This is a genomic window from Pseudomonas sp. LB3P81 (genome assembly GCF_054897965.1).
This window is the reverse complement of the sequence record NZ_JBUBVG010000001.1, coordinates 3,821,067-3,835,687: the sequence shown is the minus strand read 5'-3', so window position 1 is coordinate 3,835,687 and position 14,621 is coordinate 3,821,067. Positions and strand designations below refer to the sequence as shown.

Sequence of the window (14,621 nt, the reverse complement as noted above, 5' to 3'; positions counted from 1 at the left end):
GCTGCCAACAATTTATGGAAATCAAAGATCTTGCATGACATCGACCGAACCATTGACGTGAGTTTCTTTCGAGAAAAAATATCCAAAGAAAAAACTGTTACTTTGGACTTCGGCTATTTGAGTGGCGTCATTGAGTCCTGGTGGAAGAAAAACAACAACCAAGCGACGCACACCTTAAAATCACAATTGATCAACCTTTTTATAACTTACCTGCACACCGAAGACACCGAAGACACCGTCCACTTTGACAAAGTAGGTTTGAAAAATGGAACCGCCGCCGTTTGTATAAAAAATATATTCAGCCTGGACTCGCCAAAACTGGCTTTGACGGTGCACGAAGCTTTGGCCGACCTGTTTCACCTCACTGACATAAAATATGAATACGAAGAACACAAAGCGTTGTATCTAAAACCCTCTGCAGAAAAATATCGGGAATGGGGCAACGGGCATGGCGATATCACACCGCACTCCGATGATTTATATGAAAATCTGAATGTTGATTATTTGGCCCTGACCGTTTGCCGCGACATAACAAAAACCCCTACCGCCTACTATTTCCCAAGCGATTTACTCTGTGCATTGAATGATGAAGAGACACGCGAATTACTGACCATGCAAGCCGCGTTCATTTCCGGTAAAAACGTCAACGGCTTAAAAGAGCGTGTCCGACACGTGGTTGAGTTTTCCGACATCTACGGCTTTCACTTTTCGCTGGATTTCCGAATTGATTCGCAGAACGGCGAACGGATGCGAGCAATAAATGGAGGCCAGCATGTGCTGGACAAAATCCGGGCCGGCCTGCCCAGCGCGAAAAATCATGTCTCAACCGCTGAAACCGGAACGTTCCTGATCGTAGCCAACCACAAGGTCCTGCATGCACGTCCGATGTTGAATATCGACGCCGATGAAGTTCGCCAACAAGCGAACAACTCGACGTTCACTACTACGCCTCGGCTATTGTTCCGAAGCAAAGGTCCGAGAAAGCAATATTTCCCGCTGGATGAAACAGCTTGCACTTGGGAGGCCTGTTGATGGCTGCCGCAGACGCACTCGTTCGATCTTCAGCTGCTAGTGTATTTAAGGAGGGGGCACGCGACGCAATCACGTTTGGCGTCGCGTTCATATTTCTTTACTTATCGATTGGTATTTTAAGCGCCACGCAATCTTTATCCTTGAGCCAGGCCCTTGCAACGACCCTGCTAATATTTTCCACACCACTGCAGTTTCTGCTAATACAAAACTATAACGACGGATGGATATTGATCCCCATCATCGTGGCACTCAATGCTCGCTTCGTACTGCTCTCCGCAACACTTGCACCGTACATTAGAAGCACTTCGACCATGACAATCATGGCCTCGTTTATTCTGATCACGCCGTCGATATTCACCGGGTGCGTCACTCGATTCAAGCGGCGAACCGACCACCCCTTCACTTACTTGATCGGCCTTGGTCTTCCGATATTGGGTGTATCAATAATCTGCACCTATATCGGCTTCATCGCCGGCGCAGAACTGACGTCACCGGTTATCTTTGCAGCCATGACATTGCTGTTACCGCTTCAATTCACCGCCTTGGCCGGCAAACACTGGCCGCATTACGCGGAAGTATCGAGTTACTGGCTGGGCTTTTTCGGTGCGCCAATTCTGGTTTATCTATTCAAGGAATACAGTTTGCTCTGCACGCCTTTTGTAATCGGTGGATTGATCGTGCTGATTGAAAACAACTACAAAGAACGAGGCAGTGCAGCTTCATGACAATCTGGCTTCTTATCGCATTTTCCGCCCTTACCGCCTTTGCATTTCGTGCCCTGCCTTTTGCCTTCAAAAACAGCACTGCACTCACACAAACCCAAGGTTCCTTTTATCGGTTTATCAGCTACAGCGCGCAAGCCATGTTGGGGGTCATCATTTACGACACCGCGTTCAACAAGATGGATGCGCTAACACTGATACAGCAATTTCAAATGCTGGATGCGCTGAAGTTGGCCTTGCTCGTGGGAACCTTCATCGCGGTCGCCAAAACAAAGAAAATCCTGCCTGCTTTCTTTGCAAGCCTATTCATTTACGTGGCAGCGTTCGTCTATCTGAACGGTTGAATGCAGCTCTTTGCCTGAGAGAGGGATTGATCGCGAGCAAGCCGCAATGGCAGGTTCGCGAACTTCAATCATCAACCAACGCATCACATACCCTCTGCGCAGCGTATTCCTTTCCAACACGCCCCACCCTTGAACTCCCCCCCCGCCCAAGCCTAATCTAGCGCCACGCAAACGTTTCACCCCCCCTTCGCAACACCGCTACATCGCCACTCCAGACCAAGGAGGTTCCCGAATGTTCGATTTCCACCCCCAGCTCAAGCAGCGCTTCGCTGCCTTGCGCACGGGCGCTGAATTCTTTTCGCTGCGTTATGTGCGCGAGTCCGGCCAGTACCTGTCGGTGCGCAAGAACGTCGCCGAACCTCCGAGCCTGAGCCGTGACGAAGGCGCGATGCTGACCGTTCGGGTCAACGGCGTTGAAGCCTACGCCGCGACCAACGACCTGTCGCAATCCGGCCTGCAAGCCGCGCTGGAAAAAGCCGAGCAACAAGCCCGCCAGCTCAAGCCCCACGCCCTGCTCGACCTGCGCGAGCAAGCTGTTTCCAGTGACCGCGCCGATTATTTCTCGCCGAACTTCGACCAGCCCTTCCCGTCCCTGAGCGATTGCTACCAACTGCTCGGCGCCGAATCTGCCGCCGTGCCCAAGGACGAGCGCCTGGTGAACTGGCAGGTGAGCATCGGCATCACCAACGTCGAACAGATCTACCTCAGCAGCGCCGGCGCTGAACTGCGCCAGGCCCAGCGTTTTGTCTACCCGAGCCTGGAAGTCACCGCCTACGACGGCAGCGACAGCCAGACCCGCACCCTCGGCCGCGAAAACTTTGGCCAACAGGGCGGCTTCGATGTCATCAGTCGCTGCGGCCTGGTGGGCGCAGGCCCGAAAGTCGCCGATCAGGCGCTGCAATTGCTGCTGGCACCCAACACCCCGCAAGGCCCACGCGACCTGCTGTTGATGCCCGACCAGATGATGCTGCAAATCCACGAATCCATCGGTCACCCGCTGGAACTGGACCGCATCCTCGGTGATGAGCGCAATTACGCCGGCACCAGTTTCGTCAAGGCAGAAGACTTCGGCCATCTGCAATACGGTTCGAAACTGCTCAACGTGACCTTCGACCCGGACATCCCCGAGCAGCTCGCCAGCTACGGCCATGACGACGACGGCAGCGCTGCCAGCAAGCAGTTTCTGATCAAGAAAGGTTTGCTGCTGCGTCCATTGGGCGGTGCGCTGTCGCAATTCCGTGCCGGCATGGACGGCGTCGCCAACAGCCGCGCCTGCGGCTGGAATCGCCCGCCGATCGACCGCATGGCCAACCTCAATATCGAGCCCGGCGATCAGCCGCTTGAGCAACTGATCGGCAACATCGAGCACGGCATTCTGATGAGCACCAACCGTTCCTGGTCGATCGACGATGCGCGCAACAAATTCCAGTTCGGTTGCGAATGGGCTCAATTGATTGAAAACGGCGAGCTCAAAGGTGTGGTGAAAAACCCGAACTACCGGGCGATTTCCGCACAGTTCTGGAAAAGCCTCAGCGCCGTCGGCGACGCCAGCACCTTCAAGGTCCTTGGCACACCGAACTGCGGCAAGGGCGAGCCGAATCAGGTTATCCGTGTCGGCCATGCGTCGCCGGCCTGTGTATTCAGCAATGTGGATGTGTTTGGGGGAGACGCCTGATGAGTACGTCAAACAATCAGGCCGATGGGTTCAAGGCCTTGGTCAACTGGCTGCGCGATGCGATTCGTGAACCGGAGCAATTCACCCTCAGCTACGCTGCCGAATCGTCAGCCTTCGTGCGGTTCAACCACGCCAAGGTGCGTCAGGCCGGTCAGGTTCAGCAAGCAAGTGTCGGTTTCAAACTGATCAACGAGGGCCGACATGCCGACCTCGACATCACGCTGTCGGGCGATGCGCAAGTCGACACCCAGCGCCTGGCCGAAGGGCTGCAACAGTTGCGCGAAACCTTGCCACTGCTGCCGCAGGATCCGTACCTGCTGCTCAATCACAACGGCTGGCAGAGCAAGAACGTGCAAGAGCATCCGCTGCCGGACACCGAGCAGGTGGTCGCCGAAATCACTCAGGCTGCCGAGGGTCTGGACCTGGTGGGCTTTTATGCGGCCGGCCCGATCAGTCGCGGTTTCGCCAGTTCCTCGGGCGCGTTCGGCTGGCATCAGGCCAACAGCTTCAACTTCGACTTCAGCCTGTTTCATGACAACGGGCAGGCGGTGAAAGCCAGTTACGCGGGGCACGACTGGAACAGCGAAGGGTTTGCCCGACGCTTCCAGCAGGCTCGTGAGCAACTTGAATTCCTGGGTCGGCCATTGCGTACGCTGGCACCGGGTCAGTACCGCGCTTACCTGGCGCCGGCAGCGCTGGAAGAAATCATGGGCATGTTGTCCTGGGGCGGCTTTTCAGCGCAGTCGGTGGCCAGCAAAAGCAGTCCGTTGCAGAAACTCTATGCGGGCGACCATTCGCTCAGCCCGCTGGTGTCCCTCGATGAAAAAGTCAGTGGTTCGTTGAGCCCGGCGTTTTCCGGCGAAGGTTATCCGCGCAGTGATCTGAAACTGATCGTCGAAGGCAAGGCCGACGCGCAACTGGTCGGCTCACGCAGTGCCGCCGAATACGGCCTGACGGCCAACGGCGCCAGCGGTGGTGAATCGCCGACAGCGCTGAACATGGCGCCCGGCACACTGCCGGATGCAGAGATCCTCAAGCAACTGGGCACGGGTTTGTACATCAGCAACCTTTGGTACCTGAACTACTCGGACCAACCGATGGCACGCATGACGGGCATGACGCGGTTTGCGACCTTCTGGGTCGAGAACGGCGAGATACAGGCGCCGGTCAGCACCATGCGCTTTGATGACAGTGCTTACAGCTTGCTGGGTTCACAGCTGGAGGCGTTGACCGAAGAGCGCGAGTTGTTGCTGTCGGCGAGCACTTACAGTCAGCGAGCGACGGCTTCGGCGTTGTTGCCGGGCGCGCTGATCACCCGACTAACTCTTACGTTGTAAACACAAAACCCTGTGGCGAGGGAGCTTGCTCCCGTTCGGCTGCGAAGCAGTCGTAAACCCGGTAAACGCGGTTTGTCTGATGAACCGTATTTACTGATTTTGGGGCCGCTTCGCGGCCCAGCGGGAGCAAGCTCCCTCGCCACAGAGATTAGCCAGCCATGACCTTGCATTAACTCCATCCCGCAAGAGGTCCCATGCCTAACCGCCCGCCTCTCGACGCTGTCACCGCTCGCTGGGTGCCGTGGGTCGTCGCCATTGCCTTCTTCATGCAGTCCCTCGACGGGACCATCCTCAACACCGCCCTGCCGGCCATGGCCCGCGATCTGGCGGAAGATCCGCTGCGCATGCAGGGCGTGATCATTGCCTACATGCTCACCGTCGCCTTGCTGATCCCCGCCTCGGGCTGGATCGCCGATCGCTTTGGCACCAAGAAAATCTTCTTCGGCGCGATCCTGTTGTTCAGCTTCGGCTCATTGCTCTGCGCCCTCTCCAGCAGCCTGAGCATGCTGATCGGTGCCCGGGTGATTCAGGGCCTGGGCGGTGCGTTGATGCTGCCGGTCGGGCGGCTTGTGGTGCTGCGCGCTTACCCACGCTCGGAACTGGTGCGGATCATGGGTTTCATCACCATTCCCGGCCTGCTCGGCCCGTTGATCGGCCCGACCATGGGTGGCTGGATGGTCGAATACCTGACCTGGCACTGGATCTTCCTGATCAACCTGCCGGTCGGCGCCGTCGGTTGCTACGCGGTGTGGAAATTCATCCCCGACCTGCGCGGCACTGAGCGCACGCGTTTCGACAGCCTCGGCTTTTTGCTGTTTGGCGCGGCGATGGTGCTGATCACAATCGCCATGGAAGGCCTTGGCGAACTGCACCTTCCGCACTTGCGCGTGATGTTGCTGCTGTTCGGCGGCATGGCGTGTCTGGCGGCGTACTGGTTGCGGGCCGGACACATCGAAAATCCGCTGTTCGCGCCGTCGCTGTTCAAGACCCGGACATTTGCCGTGGGCATTCTCGGCAACTTGTTCGCCCGTCTGGGCAGCGGCGCGTTGCCGTTCCTTGTGCCGTTGTTGCTGCAAGTGGCGCTGGGTTACTCGCCCTCTCAGGCCGGGATGAGCATGCTGCCGCTGGCGGCGGCGGCGATGGTTGCCAAGTCCGTGGCGCGGCCGCTGATCGAACGCCTGGGCTATCGCCTCGTGCTGACCGGCAACACGTTGGCGCTGGGGCTGATGCTGGCGAGCATGGGCCTGGTCAGCGAGCAGACGCCGTACTGGTTGCTGCTGGGCATGCTGGCGATCCTCGGCGCGATCAACTCGTTGCAGTTCACCGCGATGAACACCGTGACCCTGATTGACCTCGACGACGCCAGCGCCAGCAGCGGCAACAGCCTGCTGTCGGTAGTCGCGCAATTGTCCTTGAGTCTCGGCGTTGCCTGCGCCGGCGCCCTGCTTGGCGGGTTCACGGCAGAAGTCGGCAACGACGGCGTGGACACGGTGCTGGGCGCGTTCCAACTGACCTTTGTGACCGTCGGCATCATGGCGATGCTGGCCGCGACGATCTTCTCGCAGCTTTCAAAGGAAGACGGACGGCGCGTCAAACGTCCGGAAGAGCACATAGAGCCTTAGGGCGAATGGCCACTGGGCTGGTACACTGCGCGACATTTTGTTTTGCAGGCCAGTCCCGTGACCACCATCGCCACCGCTTTTAACACTTTGCCGCTGTCCGCCGCCATGCTGGCTAACCTCGACTCCCTCGGTTATGCCCAGATGACGCCGATCCAGGCGCAAAGCTTGCCGGTGATCCTCAAGGGGATGGACCTGATCGCCCAGGCCAAGACCGGCAGCGGCAAGACCGCCGCCTTCGGTATCGGCCTGCTGAACCCGATAAATCCGCGCTTCTTCGGTTGCCAGGCGCTGGTCATTTGCCCGACGCGCGAGCTGGCTGACCAGGTTGCCAAGGAAATCCGTCGGCTGGCCCGTTCCGAAGACAACATCAAGGTCCTGACCCTGTGCGGCGGCGTGTCCTTCGGCCCGCAGATCGGTTCGCTGGAGCATGGCGCGCACATCATCGTCGGCACCCCGGGTCGTATCCAGCAGCACCTGCGCAAAGGTTCGCTGGTGCTCCACGGCCTGAACACCCTGATTCTCGACGAAGCCGACCGCATGCTCGACATGGGTTTCTACGATTCCATCGAAGAAATCATTGCCCAGTGCCCGGAACGTCGCCAGACCCTGCTGTTCTCCGCCACGTATCCGGTGGGCATCAAGCAGCTCGCGTCGAAGTTCATGCGCAACCCGCAGCAAGTGAAAGCCGAGGCGTTCCACGACGACACGCAGATCGAGCAGCGCTTCTACGAGATTTCCCCGGAAGAGCGCATGGACGCCGTGGTCAAAGTCCTCGCGCATCACCGTCCGGCATCCTGCGTGGCCTTCTGCTTCACCAAGCAGCAGGTTCAGGAAACCGTTGACCACCTGACTGCCAAAGGCATCTCCGCCGTCGGCCTGCACGGCGATCTGGAACAGCGAGATCGCGATCAGGTGCTGGCGATGTTCGCCAACCGCAGCACTTCGGTGCTGGTTGCCACCGATGTCGCCGCGCGCGGTCTGGACATCGATGCACTGGACATGGTGATCAACGTCGAACTGGCCCGTGATTCGGAAATCCACATTCACCGCGTTGGCCGTACCGGTCGTGCTGGCGAGAAAGGCATTGCGATCAGCCTGGTCGCCCCGTCCGAAGCGCACCGCGCCCAGGCCATCGAGCAACTGCAGAAGTCGCCGTTGAGCTGGGATCAGCTGGACAGCCTCAAGTCCCAGGGTGGCGGACCGTTGCTGCCGCAAATGAGCACGCTGGTCATCGGCGCGGGCCGTAAAGACAAGGTTCGTCCGGGCGACATCCTGGGTGCATTGACGGGTGATGCCGGCATTCCGGGCGCCCAGGTCGGCAAGATCGCGATTTTCGACTTCCAGGCCTACGTGGCCGTGGAACGCGGGATCGCCAAGCAAGCCTTGCAGCGCCTGAATGACGGCAAGATCAAAGGCCGTTCGTTGCGCGTTCGCATCTTGTAAGAACAGCGCACTTCCCCCCTGTAGGAGCTGCCGAGTGAAACGAGGCTGCGATCTCTTGATCCTAAAAAGCAAAGTCAAAAGATCGCAGCCTTCGGCAGCTCCTACAGGTTTTCCATTCCGAGGACACCGTTTTGCGCTCTACCGAAGTCGTGATCATTGGCGCTGGCGCCGCAGGGTTGATGTGTGCACTGACCGCCGCCGGGCGCGGGCGCAAGGTGATGTTGCTCGACCACGCGAACAAGGCCGGCAAGAAAATCCTCATGTCGGGCGGTGGACGCTGCAATTTCACCAACATGTACACCGAACCTGGCAATTTCCTTTCGCAGAACGAACACTTCTGCAAATCTGCACTGGCGCGCTACACCCAGTGGGATTTCATCGGGATGGTCGCCAAACACGGCGTGCCGTACCACGAGAAAAAACTCGGCCAGCTGTTCTGCGATAACAAATCCAGCGACATCCTCGAGATGCTGCTCAACGAGTGCGATCAGGTCGGCGTCAGCCTGCACCTGGACACCTCGATCCAGACCATCGAGAAGCTTGAAAGCGGTTACTTGCTGGACACCACGCTGGGCCAGATCACCTGCGAATCGTTGGTGATCGCCACGGGGGGCCTGTCGATTCCGACCTTGGGCGCCACCGGTTTCGGCTATCAGGTCGCTAAACAGTTCGGCCACGACTTGCTGCCGACCCGCGCCGGGCTTGTGCCATTCACCATCACCGATCAGCTCAAGGAGCTTTGCACCGAGTTGTCCGGTACGTCGGTGGATTGCCTGGTCAGCTGCAACGACCAGAGTTTCCGCGAGAACATCCTGTTCACTCACCGTGGTCTCAGTGGCCCGGCGATTTTGCAGATTTCTTCGTTCTGGGAATCCGGCGACACGGTAGAGATCAACCTGATGCCGGACCACGACGTGCCGAGCTGGTTGCAACAGCAGCAAGCCGAACGCCCGAACAGTGAACTGAAAACCCTGCTGGGGGAAATCTTCACCAAGAAGATGGCCAACCTGCTGGCGGACAACTGGTTCGTCTCCAAACCGATGAAGCAGTACACCCACGCGGAAATTGCCGACATCGCCGAGAAACTGGCGAGCTGGAAAGTCGTGCCGGCCGGCACCGAAGGTTATCGCACGGCCGAAGTGACACTGGGTGGCGTCGATACCAACGAGGTGTCGTCCAAGACCATGGAATCACTGAAAAGCCCTGGTTTGTATTTCGTCGGCGAAGTGCTTGATGTCACCGGACACCTGGGTGGTTTCAATTTCCAGTGGGCGTGGGCTTCCGGTTACGCGGCTGCGCAGTACGCCTGACCCGCATCAATATGGGATGGGGCTTTTGTGGCGAGGAGATTTATCCCCGTCGGGCTGCGAAGCGGCCCCAGATCGGAAAACGCGTTACGTCAGGCAGACCTCGCTCGCAGATTTACGACTGCTTCGCAGCCGAACGGGGATAAATCCCCTCACCACAGGTTCAATGCAGTCCTGACATCTTCACCCAGCAAGGAACAGATTTTGCTGTCAGATGTGATCGGCGCCATTGCATCGGCGTCATTACTGGCTCAATTTAGCGTCATTGCCTCGGAAGGCCTTCGCACTTCATGCCATCGACCCCTTTTCGTCAGTCTCTGCGTCGCCTCTGGGCGCTGGATAAATTCAGTTACAGCGTGCGGGTGTTCATCGCCCTGACCGGCAGCATGGCGCTGTGTTGGTATCAGGATGAAATGGGGCTGCTGATCCCGCTGTTCCTGGGGATCATCGCCAGCGCCCTGGCCGAGACCGACGACAGTTGGCAGGGCCGTCTCAATGCGTTGGCCGTGACGCTGGTGTGTTTCCTGGTCGCCGCGCTGTCGGTCGAACTGCTGTTCCCTTATCCCCTCTTTTTCATCATCGCCTTCGCCCTCGCCGCCTTCTGCCTGACCATGCTCGGCGCCTTGGGCGAACGCTATGGCGCGATTGCCTCGGCGACGTTGATTCTGTCGGTCTACACCATGATCGGCGTGGACCAGCGCGGCGGCGCGGTGACCGATTTCTGGCACGAACCGGTGTTGCTGGTGGCCGGTGCAGCGTGGTACGGCTTGCTCTCGGTGTTGTGGCAGGCGATGTTTTCCAATCAGCCGGTGCAGCAGAGCCTGGCGCGGTTGTTCCGCGAACTGGGCTTTTACCTGAAGCTGAAATCGTCGCTGTTCGAGCCGATCCGGCAGATGGACGTGGAGGCGCGTCGGCTGGAACTGGCCCAGCAGAACGGCCGGGTCGTCGCGGCACTGAACGCCGCCAAAGAAATCATTCTGCACCGGGTCGGCAACGGTCGACCGGGGTCGAAAGTCAGCCGTTACCTGAAACTCTACTTCCTCGCCCAGGACATCCACGAGCGCGCCAGTTCCTCGCACTATCCGTATAACGCCCTGGCCGATGCGTTCTTCCACAGCGACGTGCTGTTCCGCTGTCAGCGCCTGCTGCGCCAGCAGGGCAAGGCTTGCCGGGCGCTGGCGGAATCGATCCAGATGCGCCAGCCGTTCATCTATGACGCCAGTTTCGCCGAAGCCCTCAGCGACCTGCACGCCTCCCTCGAGCACCTGCGCACCCAAAGCAACCCGGCCTGGCGCGGACTGCTGCGATCCTTGCGCGCACTGGCAGCTAACCTCGGCACGCTTGATCGATTACTCAGCGACGCGAGCAACCCCGACGCCCTCGCCGACGCCACTGACAGCAGTCTGCTCGACCGCTCGCCACGCAGCCTCAAGGATGTGTGGATTCGCTTGCGCACGCAGCTAACGCCGACCTCGCTGCTGTTCCGCCACGCCCTGCGTTTACCTCTGGCGTTGAGCATCGGCTACGGCATGGTGCATCTGATTCACCCGTCGCAGGGTTACTGGATCATCCTCACCACGCTCTTCGTCTGCCAACCGAACTACGGCGCCACACGCCGCAAGCTCGGTCAGCGGATCATCGGCACCGCCATCGGCCTGACCCTGGCCTGGGCGCTGTTCGACCTGTTCCCGAACCCGCTGATCCAGTCGTGCTTCGCGATTGCCGCCGGGGTGGTGTTCTTCACCAACCGCACTACGCGCTACACCCTGGCGACGGCGGCGATCACTTTGATGGTGCTGTTCTGCTTCAATCAGGTCGGGGATGGTTACGGATTGTTCCTGCCGCGACTGTTGGACACCTTGCTGGGTAGCCTGATCGCCGGGCTCGCGGTGTTCCTGTTCCTGCCCGACTGGCAGGGCCGACGCTTGAACAAAGTGCTGGCAAACACCCTGACCTGCAACAGCATTTACCTGCACCAGATCATGCAGCAATACGCCGCGGGCAAGAGCGATGACCTGGCTTATCGCCTGGCGCGGCGCAACGCGCACAATGCCGATGCGGCGCTGTCGACGACGCTGGCCAACATGCTGATGGAGCCCGGGCATTTCCGTAAGGAAGCGGATGTCGGGTTCCGCTTCCTGGTGTTGTCGCACACCTTGCTCAGCTATTTGTCAGGACTGGGCGCACACCGTGAAACCCAGCTGCCGGCGGAGGTGCGCGAACAGTTGATCGAAGGTGCCGGCGTGAAACTCGCGGCGAGCATCGATGAGATCGCTCAAGGCCTGGCGAGCAAACTGCCGATTGCGATTCAGAGCGATGAGGAAGAGGCGCTGGCCAATGCGCTGGAACAGATGCCCGATGAAATCGACGAAGGCCAGCGGTTGGTGCAGACGCAGTTGGCGTTGATATGCCGGCAGTTGGGGCCGTTACGGACGTTGGCGGCGCATCTCATCAAGGACACCAGCGAAGATTGAGAATTTCACAAGCTCTTGTGGCGAGCGAGCTTGCTCGCGCTCGGCTGCGAAGCAGCCGCAAATTTGGTGACTCGGTCTATCTGGATCACTGTGTTGACTGGTGATGGGACCGCTTCGCGCTGGAGCGCCAGCCCGGTCCAACGGGAGCAAGCTCCCTCGCCACAACAGCCCACCTCACCTCATCTCACATCCCATGCTCCTTCATCAACCGCTCATAACTCCCATCCGCCTTCATCCCGGCAATCTCCCGATCGAAACCCGCCACGATCTGTTCATGCTGCGGGTTTTTCAGGCTGACCAGGATATGCAGGCTGTTCTCACTCAACGGCTTGGGCAGGAATTCCACGGCATTGCGCACCTTGGCTGATTCCTGGGCCAGGTAGTAACGCGCGACGTATTCATCCTCCAGGGTCATTTTGACGCGGTCGGCGGCGACCATGCGCACGGCCATGGAGAAGCTGTGCACCGGGACTTTCTGCAGCGAGGTGTCTTCATCGAACTCTGGTGAATAGGCATAACCGCGCACCACCGCTATCGGGTAAGTGTGCAGTTGCTGCAAGTTGTTGAATTCGATCGGCGCGTCCTTGCGCTTGAGAAAGCGCACGCGGTTGAGCAGGTACTCGCCGGAATACTGGCCGAGCCTGGTGCGCTCATCGGCGTACCAAGCGTTCACCAGCACGTCGTAACGTCCTTCGCCTACACCGAGCAACGCGCGCGCCCAAGGCACCTGTTCAAAATCGCTGGAATAACCGGCCCGGGCCAGCGCGGTGCTGACGATATCGGTGGCCAACCCGCCGTTGATCAGCGTGGCGTCGGTAAAGGGTGGCCATAAATCGGCGACCAGCCGCAGCTTTTCCGCTGCCGCACTCTGAGTCAGCAACAGCAATCCAATCAAAGCCAAAGCTCGATGCAATCGCGGCATGCTAGAAAATCCTTAGCGGGCGACTGCCCGACGTTTTCAGCCAAAACTCCAAGGCCCCGTACCGGCGAAACCCAGGTACTGACATTAGCTCATCGAAGCCACTGCACAGCGCCTCATCTTAGATTACACAAAGAAGACAACGCCGCACGAAATGAATGATGGCATTTTGACCTTTGTCACAGATTTCTCTGCCATACAGACAACTTTCGTCCGGGCGCATAGTATCGGAGCGACTGGGTCAAGGAATGTGAAGATGACAATCGATTGGATCTGCAAACACCACAGCGATCTGGGCAAGGAGCAGCTGTACGCCGTTCTGCAGCTGCGCGCAGAGGTGTTCGTTGTGGAGCAGAAATGCGTGTATCAAGACGTTGATGGCCAGGATCTGGAAGGTGACACCTGCCATCTGATGGCCTGGGACGGGGATCGACTGGTGGCGTACCTGCGGTTGCTCGATCCTGAATTACAGGGCGGTGATGTGGTGATCGGGCGGGTGATTACCGCGCCGGATTATCGCGGCAAAGGGTTGGGTCATGAACTGATTGCCCAGGCGTTGAAGCAGGCGGAAAAGCGCTGGCCTGATGTGCCGGTTTATCTGTCGGCGCAGGCGCATTTGCAGGGGTATTACGGGCGGTACGGGTTTGTCGTGGCGGGTGAGGAATACCTGGAGGATGGCATTCCGCATATCGGGATGCGTCGCTCTTAAGGGCCCTTTCGCGAGCAAGCCCGCTCCCACAGTGGTCGATGTTGGATCACAAGAACGCAATCCAACTCGGAACCTGTGGGAGCGGGCTTGCCCGCGAAGGGGCCATTACTGGCACTGCAAATCTCAGGGATACTCCAACACCGCTTTAATCTGCCGCAGATTACGCTCGATCCACCCCCGATCAATCGCTCCCCACTCGCGAATCCGATAACGCCCAGCGTGATTGCGCGCGCCCTCTTGCTGCTCGAACTCGCAAACGATGTCCAGATCCGCCAACGCCGCAATGGTGTCCTGCGCCGTGCGCCGGGGCATGCCGGTCACATCGGTCAGTGCCGGGACGCTGATGGCCAGCCCGCTGTCGATCAGGTACGCCACGTACAAGCGGCGATAGAAGCTGCTCTTGGTCTTGCTCACGTCCATCGAGGCATTCCGTATTAATTAGAAGATCAAAAGATCGCAGCCTTCGGCAGCTCCTACATTGGATGGCGTACACCCCGTAGGAGCTGCCGCAGGCTGCGATCTTTTATTGCATTTCCCGCCACGTCAGGTACACCCGCAAATCGAACTCGACCTGGTGATACCCCGGCAACATGTGTTCGCACAGCTTGTAGAACGCCTTGTTGTGATCCGACTCCTTGAAGTGCGCCAGCTCGTGCACCACGATCATTTTCAGAAATTCGGCGGGGGCTTCCTTGAACAACGAAGCCACCCGGATTTCTTTCTTGGCCTTGAGCTTGCCGCCCTGCACCCGAGAGATCGTGGTGTGCAGGCCGAGGGCGCGGTGGGTCAGGTCCAGACGGTTGTCGAACAACACCTTGTCGATGGCCGGGGCGTTGCGCAGGTATTCCTGTTTCAGGTCCAGCGCATAGGTGTACAACGCCTTGTCGCTCTGCACGTCGTGCTTTTGCGGGTAACGCTGGCTCAGGTAATCGCCCAGCCGACCTTCGGTGATCAGCCGGCGCACCTGGTCCTGCAATGCAGCGGGATAGGCCTGGAGGAATTTCAAGGCAATCATCGGGGCGGCAACATCAATGATG

Annotated in this window: 13 protein-coding genes; 10 read left to right on the top strand and 3 right to left on the bottom strand. The window is 58.8% G+C overall.

Annotation, left to right across the window (positions count from 1 at the left end):
* The first annotated feature begins 30 nt into the window (after positions 1 to 30).
* From ACYZTL_RS17685 to yccS, 9 genes are all read left to right on the top strand, one after another.
* Positions 31 to 1,032 carry a hypothetical protein gene (locus tag ACYZTL_RS17685; protein WP_461952872.1) on the top strand — a complete coding sequence of 334 codons (1,002 nt, stop codon included), beginning with the start codon at positions 31 to 33 and terminating at the stop codon, positions 1,030 to 1,032.
* On the top strand, positions 1,032 to 1,757 hold the full coding sequence (locus ACYZTL_RS17680) for an AzlC family ABC transporter permease (protein ID WP_461952871.1): 726 nt from the start codon (positions 1,032 to 1,034) through the stop codon (positions 1,755 to 1,757). The genes ACYZTL_RS17685 and ACYZTL_RS17680 overlap by 1 nt, the downstream gene beginning before the upstream one ends.
* The gene (locus ACYZTL_RS17675) at positions 1,754 to 2,098 is read left to right on the top strand and encodes an AzlD domain-containing protein (protein WP_461952870.1); all 345 of its coding nucleotides are present in this window, start codon (positions 1,754 to 1,756) and stop codon (positions 2,096 to 2,098) included. Before ACYZTL_RS17680 ends, ACYZTL_RS17675 begins: the two co-directional genes overlap by 4 nt.
* A 232-nt stretch (positions 2,099 to 2,330) precedes the next feature.
* Positions 2,331 to 3,773: a TldD/PmbA family protein gene (locus ACYZTL_RS17670; protein WP_461952869.1), complete on the top strand. Its 1,443-nt coding sequence runs from the start codon at positions 2,331 to 2,333 to the stop codon at positions 3,771 to 3,773.
* A complete protein-coding gene (locus tag ACYZTL_RS17665) occupies positions 3,773 to 5,110 on the top strand; it encodes a TldD/PmbA family protein (protein ID WP_461952868.1) in 1,338 nt (445 codons plus the stop codon). The genes ACYZTL_RS17670 and ACYZTL_RS17665 overlap by 1 nt, the downstream gene beginning before the upstream one ends.
* 194 nt (positions 5,111 to 5,304) lie before the next feature.
* Positions 5,305 to 6,732 carry a multidrug transporter subunit MdtD gene (gene mdtD, locus ACYZTL_RS17660; protein ID WP_461952867.1) on the top strand — a complete coding sequence of 476 codons (1,428 nt, stop codon included), beginning with the start codon at positions 5,305 to 5,307 and terminating at the stop codon, positions 6,730 to 6,732.
* 105 nt (positions 6,733 to 6,837) lie between these two features.
* Positions 6,838 to 8,175 carry an ATP-dependent RNA helicase DbpA gene (gene dbpA, locus ACYZTL_RS17655; RefSeq protein WP_461954328.1) on the top strand — a complete coding sequence of 446 codons (1,338 nt, stop codon included), beginning with the start codon at positions 6,838 to 6,840 and terminating at the stop codon, positions 8,173 to 8,175.
* Positions 8,176 to 8,306: 131 nt separating this feature from the next.
* Complete coding sequence (locus tag ACYZTL_RS17650) at positions 8,307 to 9,485, top strand: BaiN/RdsA family NAD(P)/FAD-dependent oxidoreductase (protein WP_461952866.1); 1,179 nt, start codon at positions 8,307 to 8,309, stop codon at positions 9,483 to 9,485.
* A gap of 287 nt (positions 9,486 to 9,772) precedes the next feature.
* Complete coding sequence (gene yccS, locus ACYZTL_RS17645; protein ID WP_461952865.1) at positions 9,773 to 11,956, top strand: YccS family putative transporter; 2,184 nt, start codon at positions 9,773 to 9,775, stop codon at positions 11,954 to 11,956.
* 184 nt (positions 11,957 to 12,140) lie between these two features.
* Here yccS and ACYZTL_RS17640 read toward each other — a convergent pair whose 3' ends face one another.
* Positions 12,141 to 12,878, bottom strand: coding sequence for a substrate-binding periplasmic protein (locus tag ACYZTL_RS17640; protein WP_461952864.1), 738 nt, complete (start codon positions 12,876 to 12,878; stop codon positions 12,141 to 12,143).
* 253 nt (positions 12,879 to 13,131) lie between these two features.
* Between ACYZTL_RS17640 and ACYZTL_RS17635 the strand changes: the two genes are divergently transcribed.
* On the top strand, positions 13,132 to 13,584 hold the full coding sequence (locus ACYZTL_RS17635; protein WP_461952863.1) for a GNAT family N-acetyltransferase: 453 nt from the start codon (positions 13,132 to 13,134) through the stop codon (positions 13,582 to 13,584).
* A 123-nt stretch (positions 13,585 to 13,707) separates the two neighbouring features.
* On the opposite strand, the gene ACYZTL_RS17630 is transcribed toward ACYZTL_RS17635, so the two are convergent.
* Positions 13,708 to 14,004: a winged helix-turn-helix domain-containing protein gene (locus ACYZTL_RS17630; protein WP_461952862.1), complete on the bottom strand. Its 297-nt coding sequence runs from the start codon at positions 14,002 to 14,004 to the stop codon at positions 13,708 to 13,710.
* 103 nt (positions 14,005 to 14,107) lie between these two features.
* Positions 14,108 to 14,599, bottom strand: a complete 492-nt coding sequence (locus tag ACYZTL_RS17625) for a M48 metallopeptidase family protein (RefSeq protein ID WP_461952861.1) — start codon at positions 14,597 to 14,599, stop codon at positions 14,108 to 14,110.
* Between the last annotated feature and the right edge of the window lie 22 nt (positions 14,600 to 14,621).

What these genes read in the sequence shown, in the direction of transcription:
- ACYZTL_RS17680 (WP_461952871.1), top strand. Translation starts at nt 1,032, where the DNA reads ATGGCTGCCGCAGACGCACTCGTTCGATCTTCAGCTGCTAGTGTATTT.
- ACYZTL_RS17675 (WP_461952870.1), top strand. Translation starts at nt 1,754, where the DNA reads ATGACAATCTGGCTTCTTATCGCATTTTCCGCCCTTACCGCCTTTGCA.
- ACYZTL_RS17670 (WP_461952869.1), top strand. Translation starts at nt 2,331, where the DNA reads ATGTTCGATTTCCACCCCCAGCTCAAGCAGCGCTTCGCTGCCTTGCGC.
- ACYZTL_RS17665 (WP_461952868.1), top strand. Translation starts at nt 3,773, where the DNA reads ATGAGTACGTCAAACAATCAGGCCGATGGGTTCAAGGCCTTGGTCAAC.
- mdtD (WP_461952867.1), top strand. Translation starts at nt 5,305, where the DNA reads ATGCCTAACCGCCCGCCTCTCGACGCTGTCACCGCTCGCTGGGTGCCG.
- dbpA (WP_461954328.1), top strand. Translation starts at nt 6,838, where the DNA reads ATGCTGGCTAACCTCGACTCCCTCGGTTATGCCCAGATGACGCCGATC.
- yccS (WP_461952865.1), top strand. Translation starts at nt 9,773, where the DNA reads ATGCCATCGACCCCTTTTCGTCAGTCTCTGCGTCGCCTCTGGGCGCTG.
- ACYZTL_RS17640 (WP_461952864.1), bottom strand. Translation starts at nt 12,878, where the DNA reads ATGCCGCGATTGCATCGAGCTTTGGCTTTGATTGGATTGCTGTTGCTG.
- ACYZTL_RS17635 (WP_461952863.1), top strand. Translation starts at nt 13,132, where the DNA reads ATGACAATCGATTGGATCTGCAAACACCACAGCGATCTGGGCAAGGAG.
- ACYZTL_RS17630 (WP_461952862.1), bottom strand. Translation starts at nt 14,004, where the DNA reads ATGGACGTGAGCAAGACCAAGAGCAGCTTCTATCGCCGCTTGTACGTG.
- ACYZTL_RS17625 (WP_461952861.1), bottom strand. Translation starts at nt 14,599, where the DNA reads ATGATTGCCTTGAAATTCCTCCAGGCCTATCCCGCTGCATTGCAGGAC.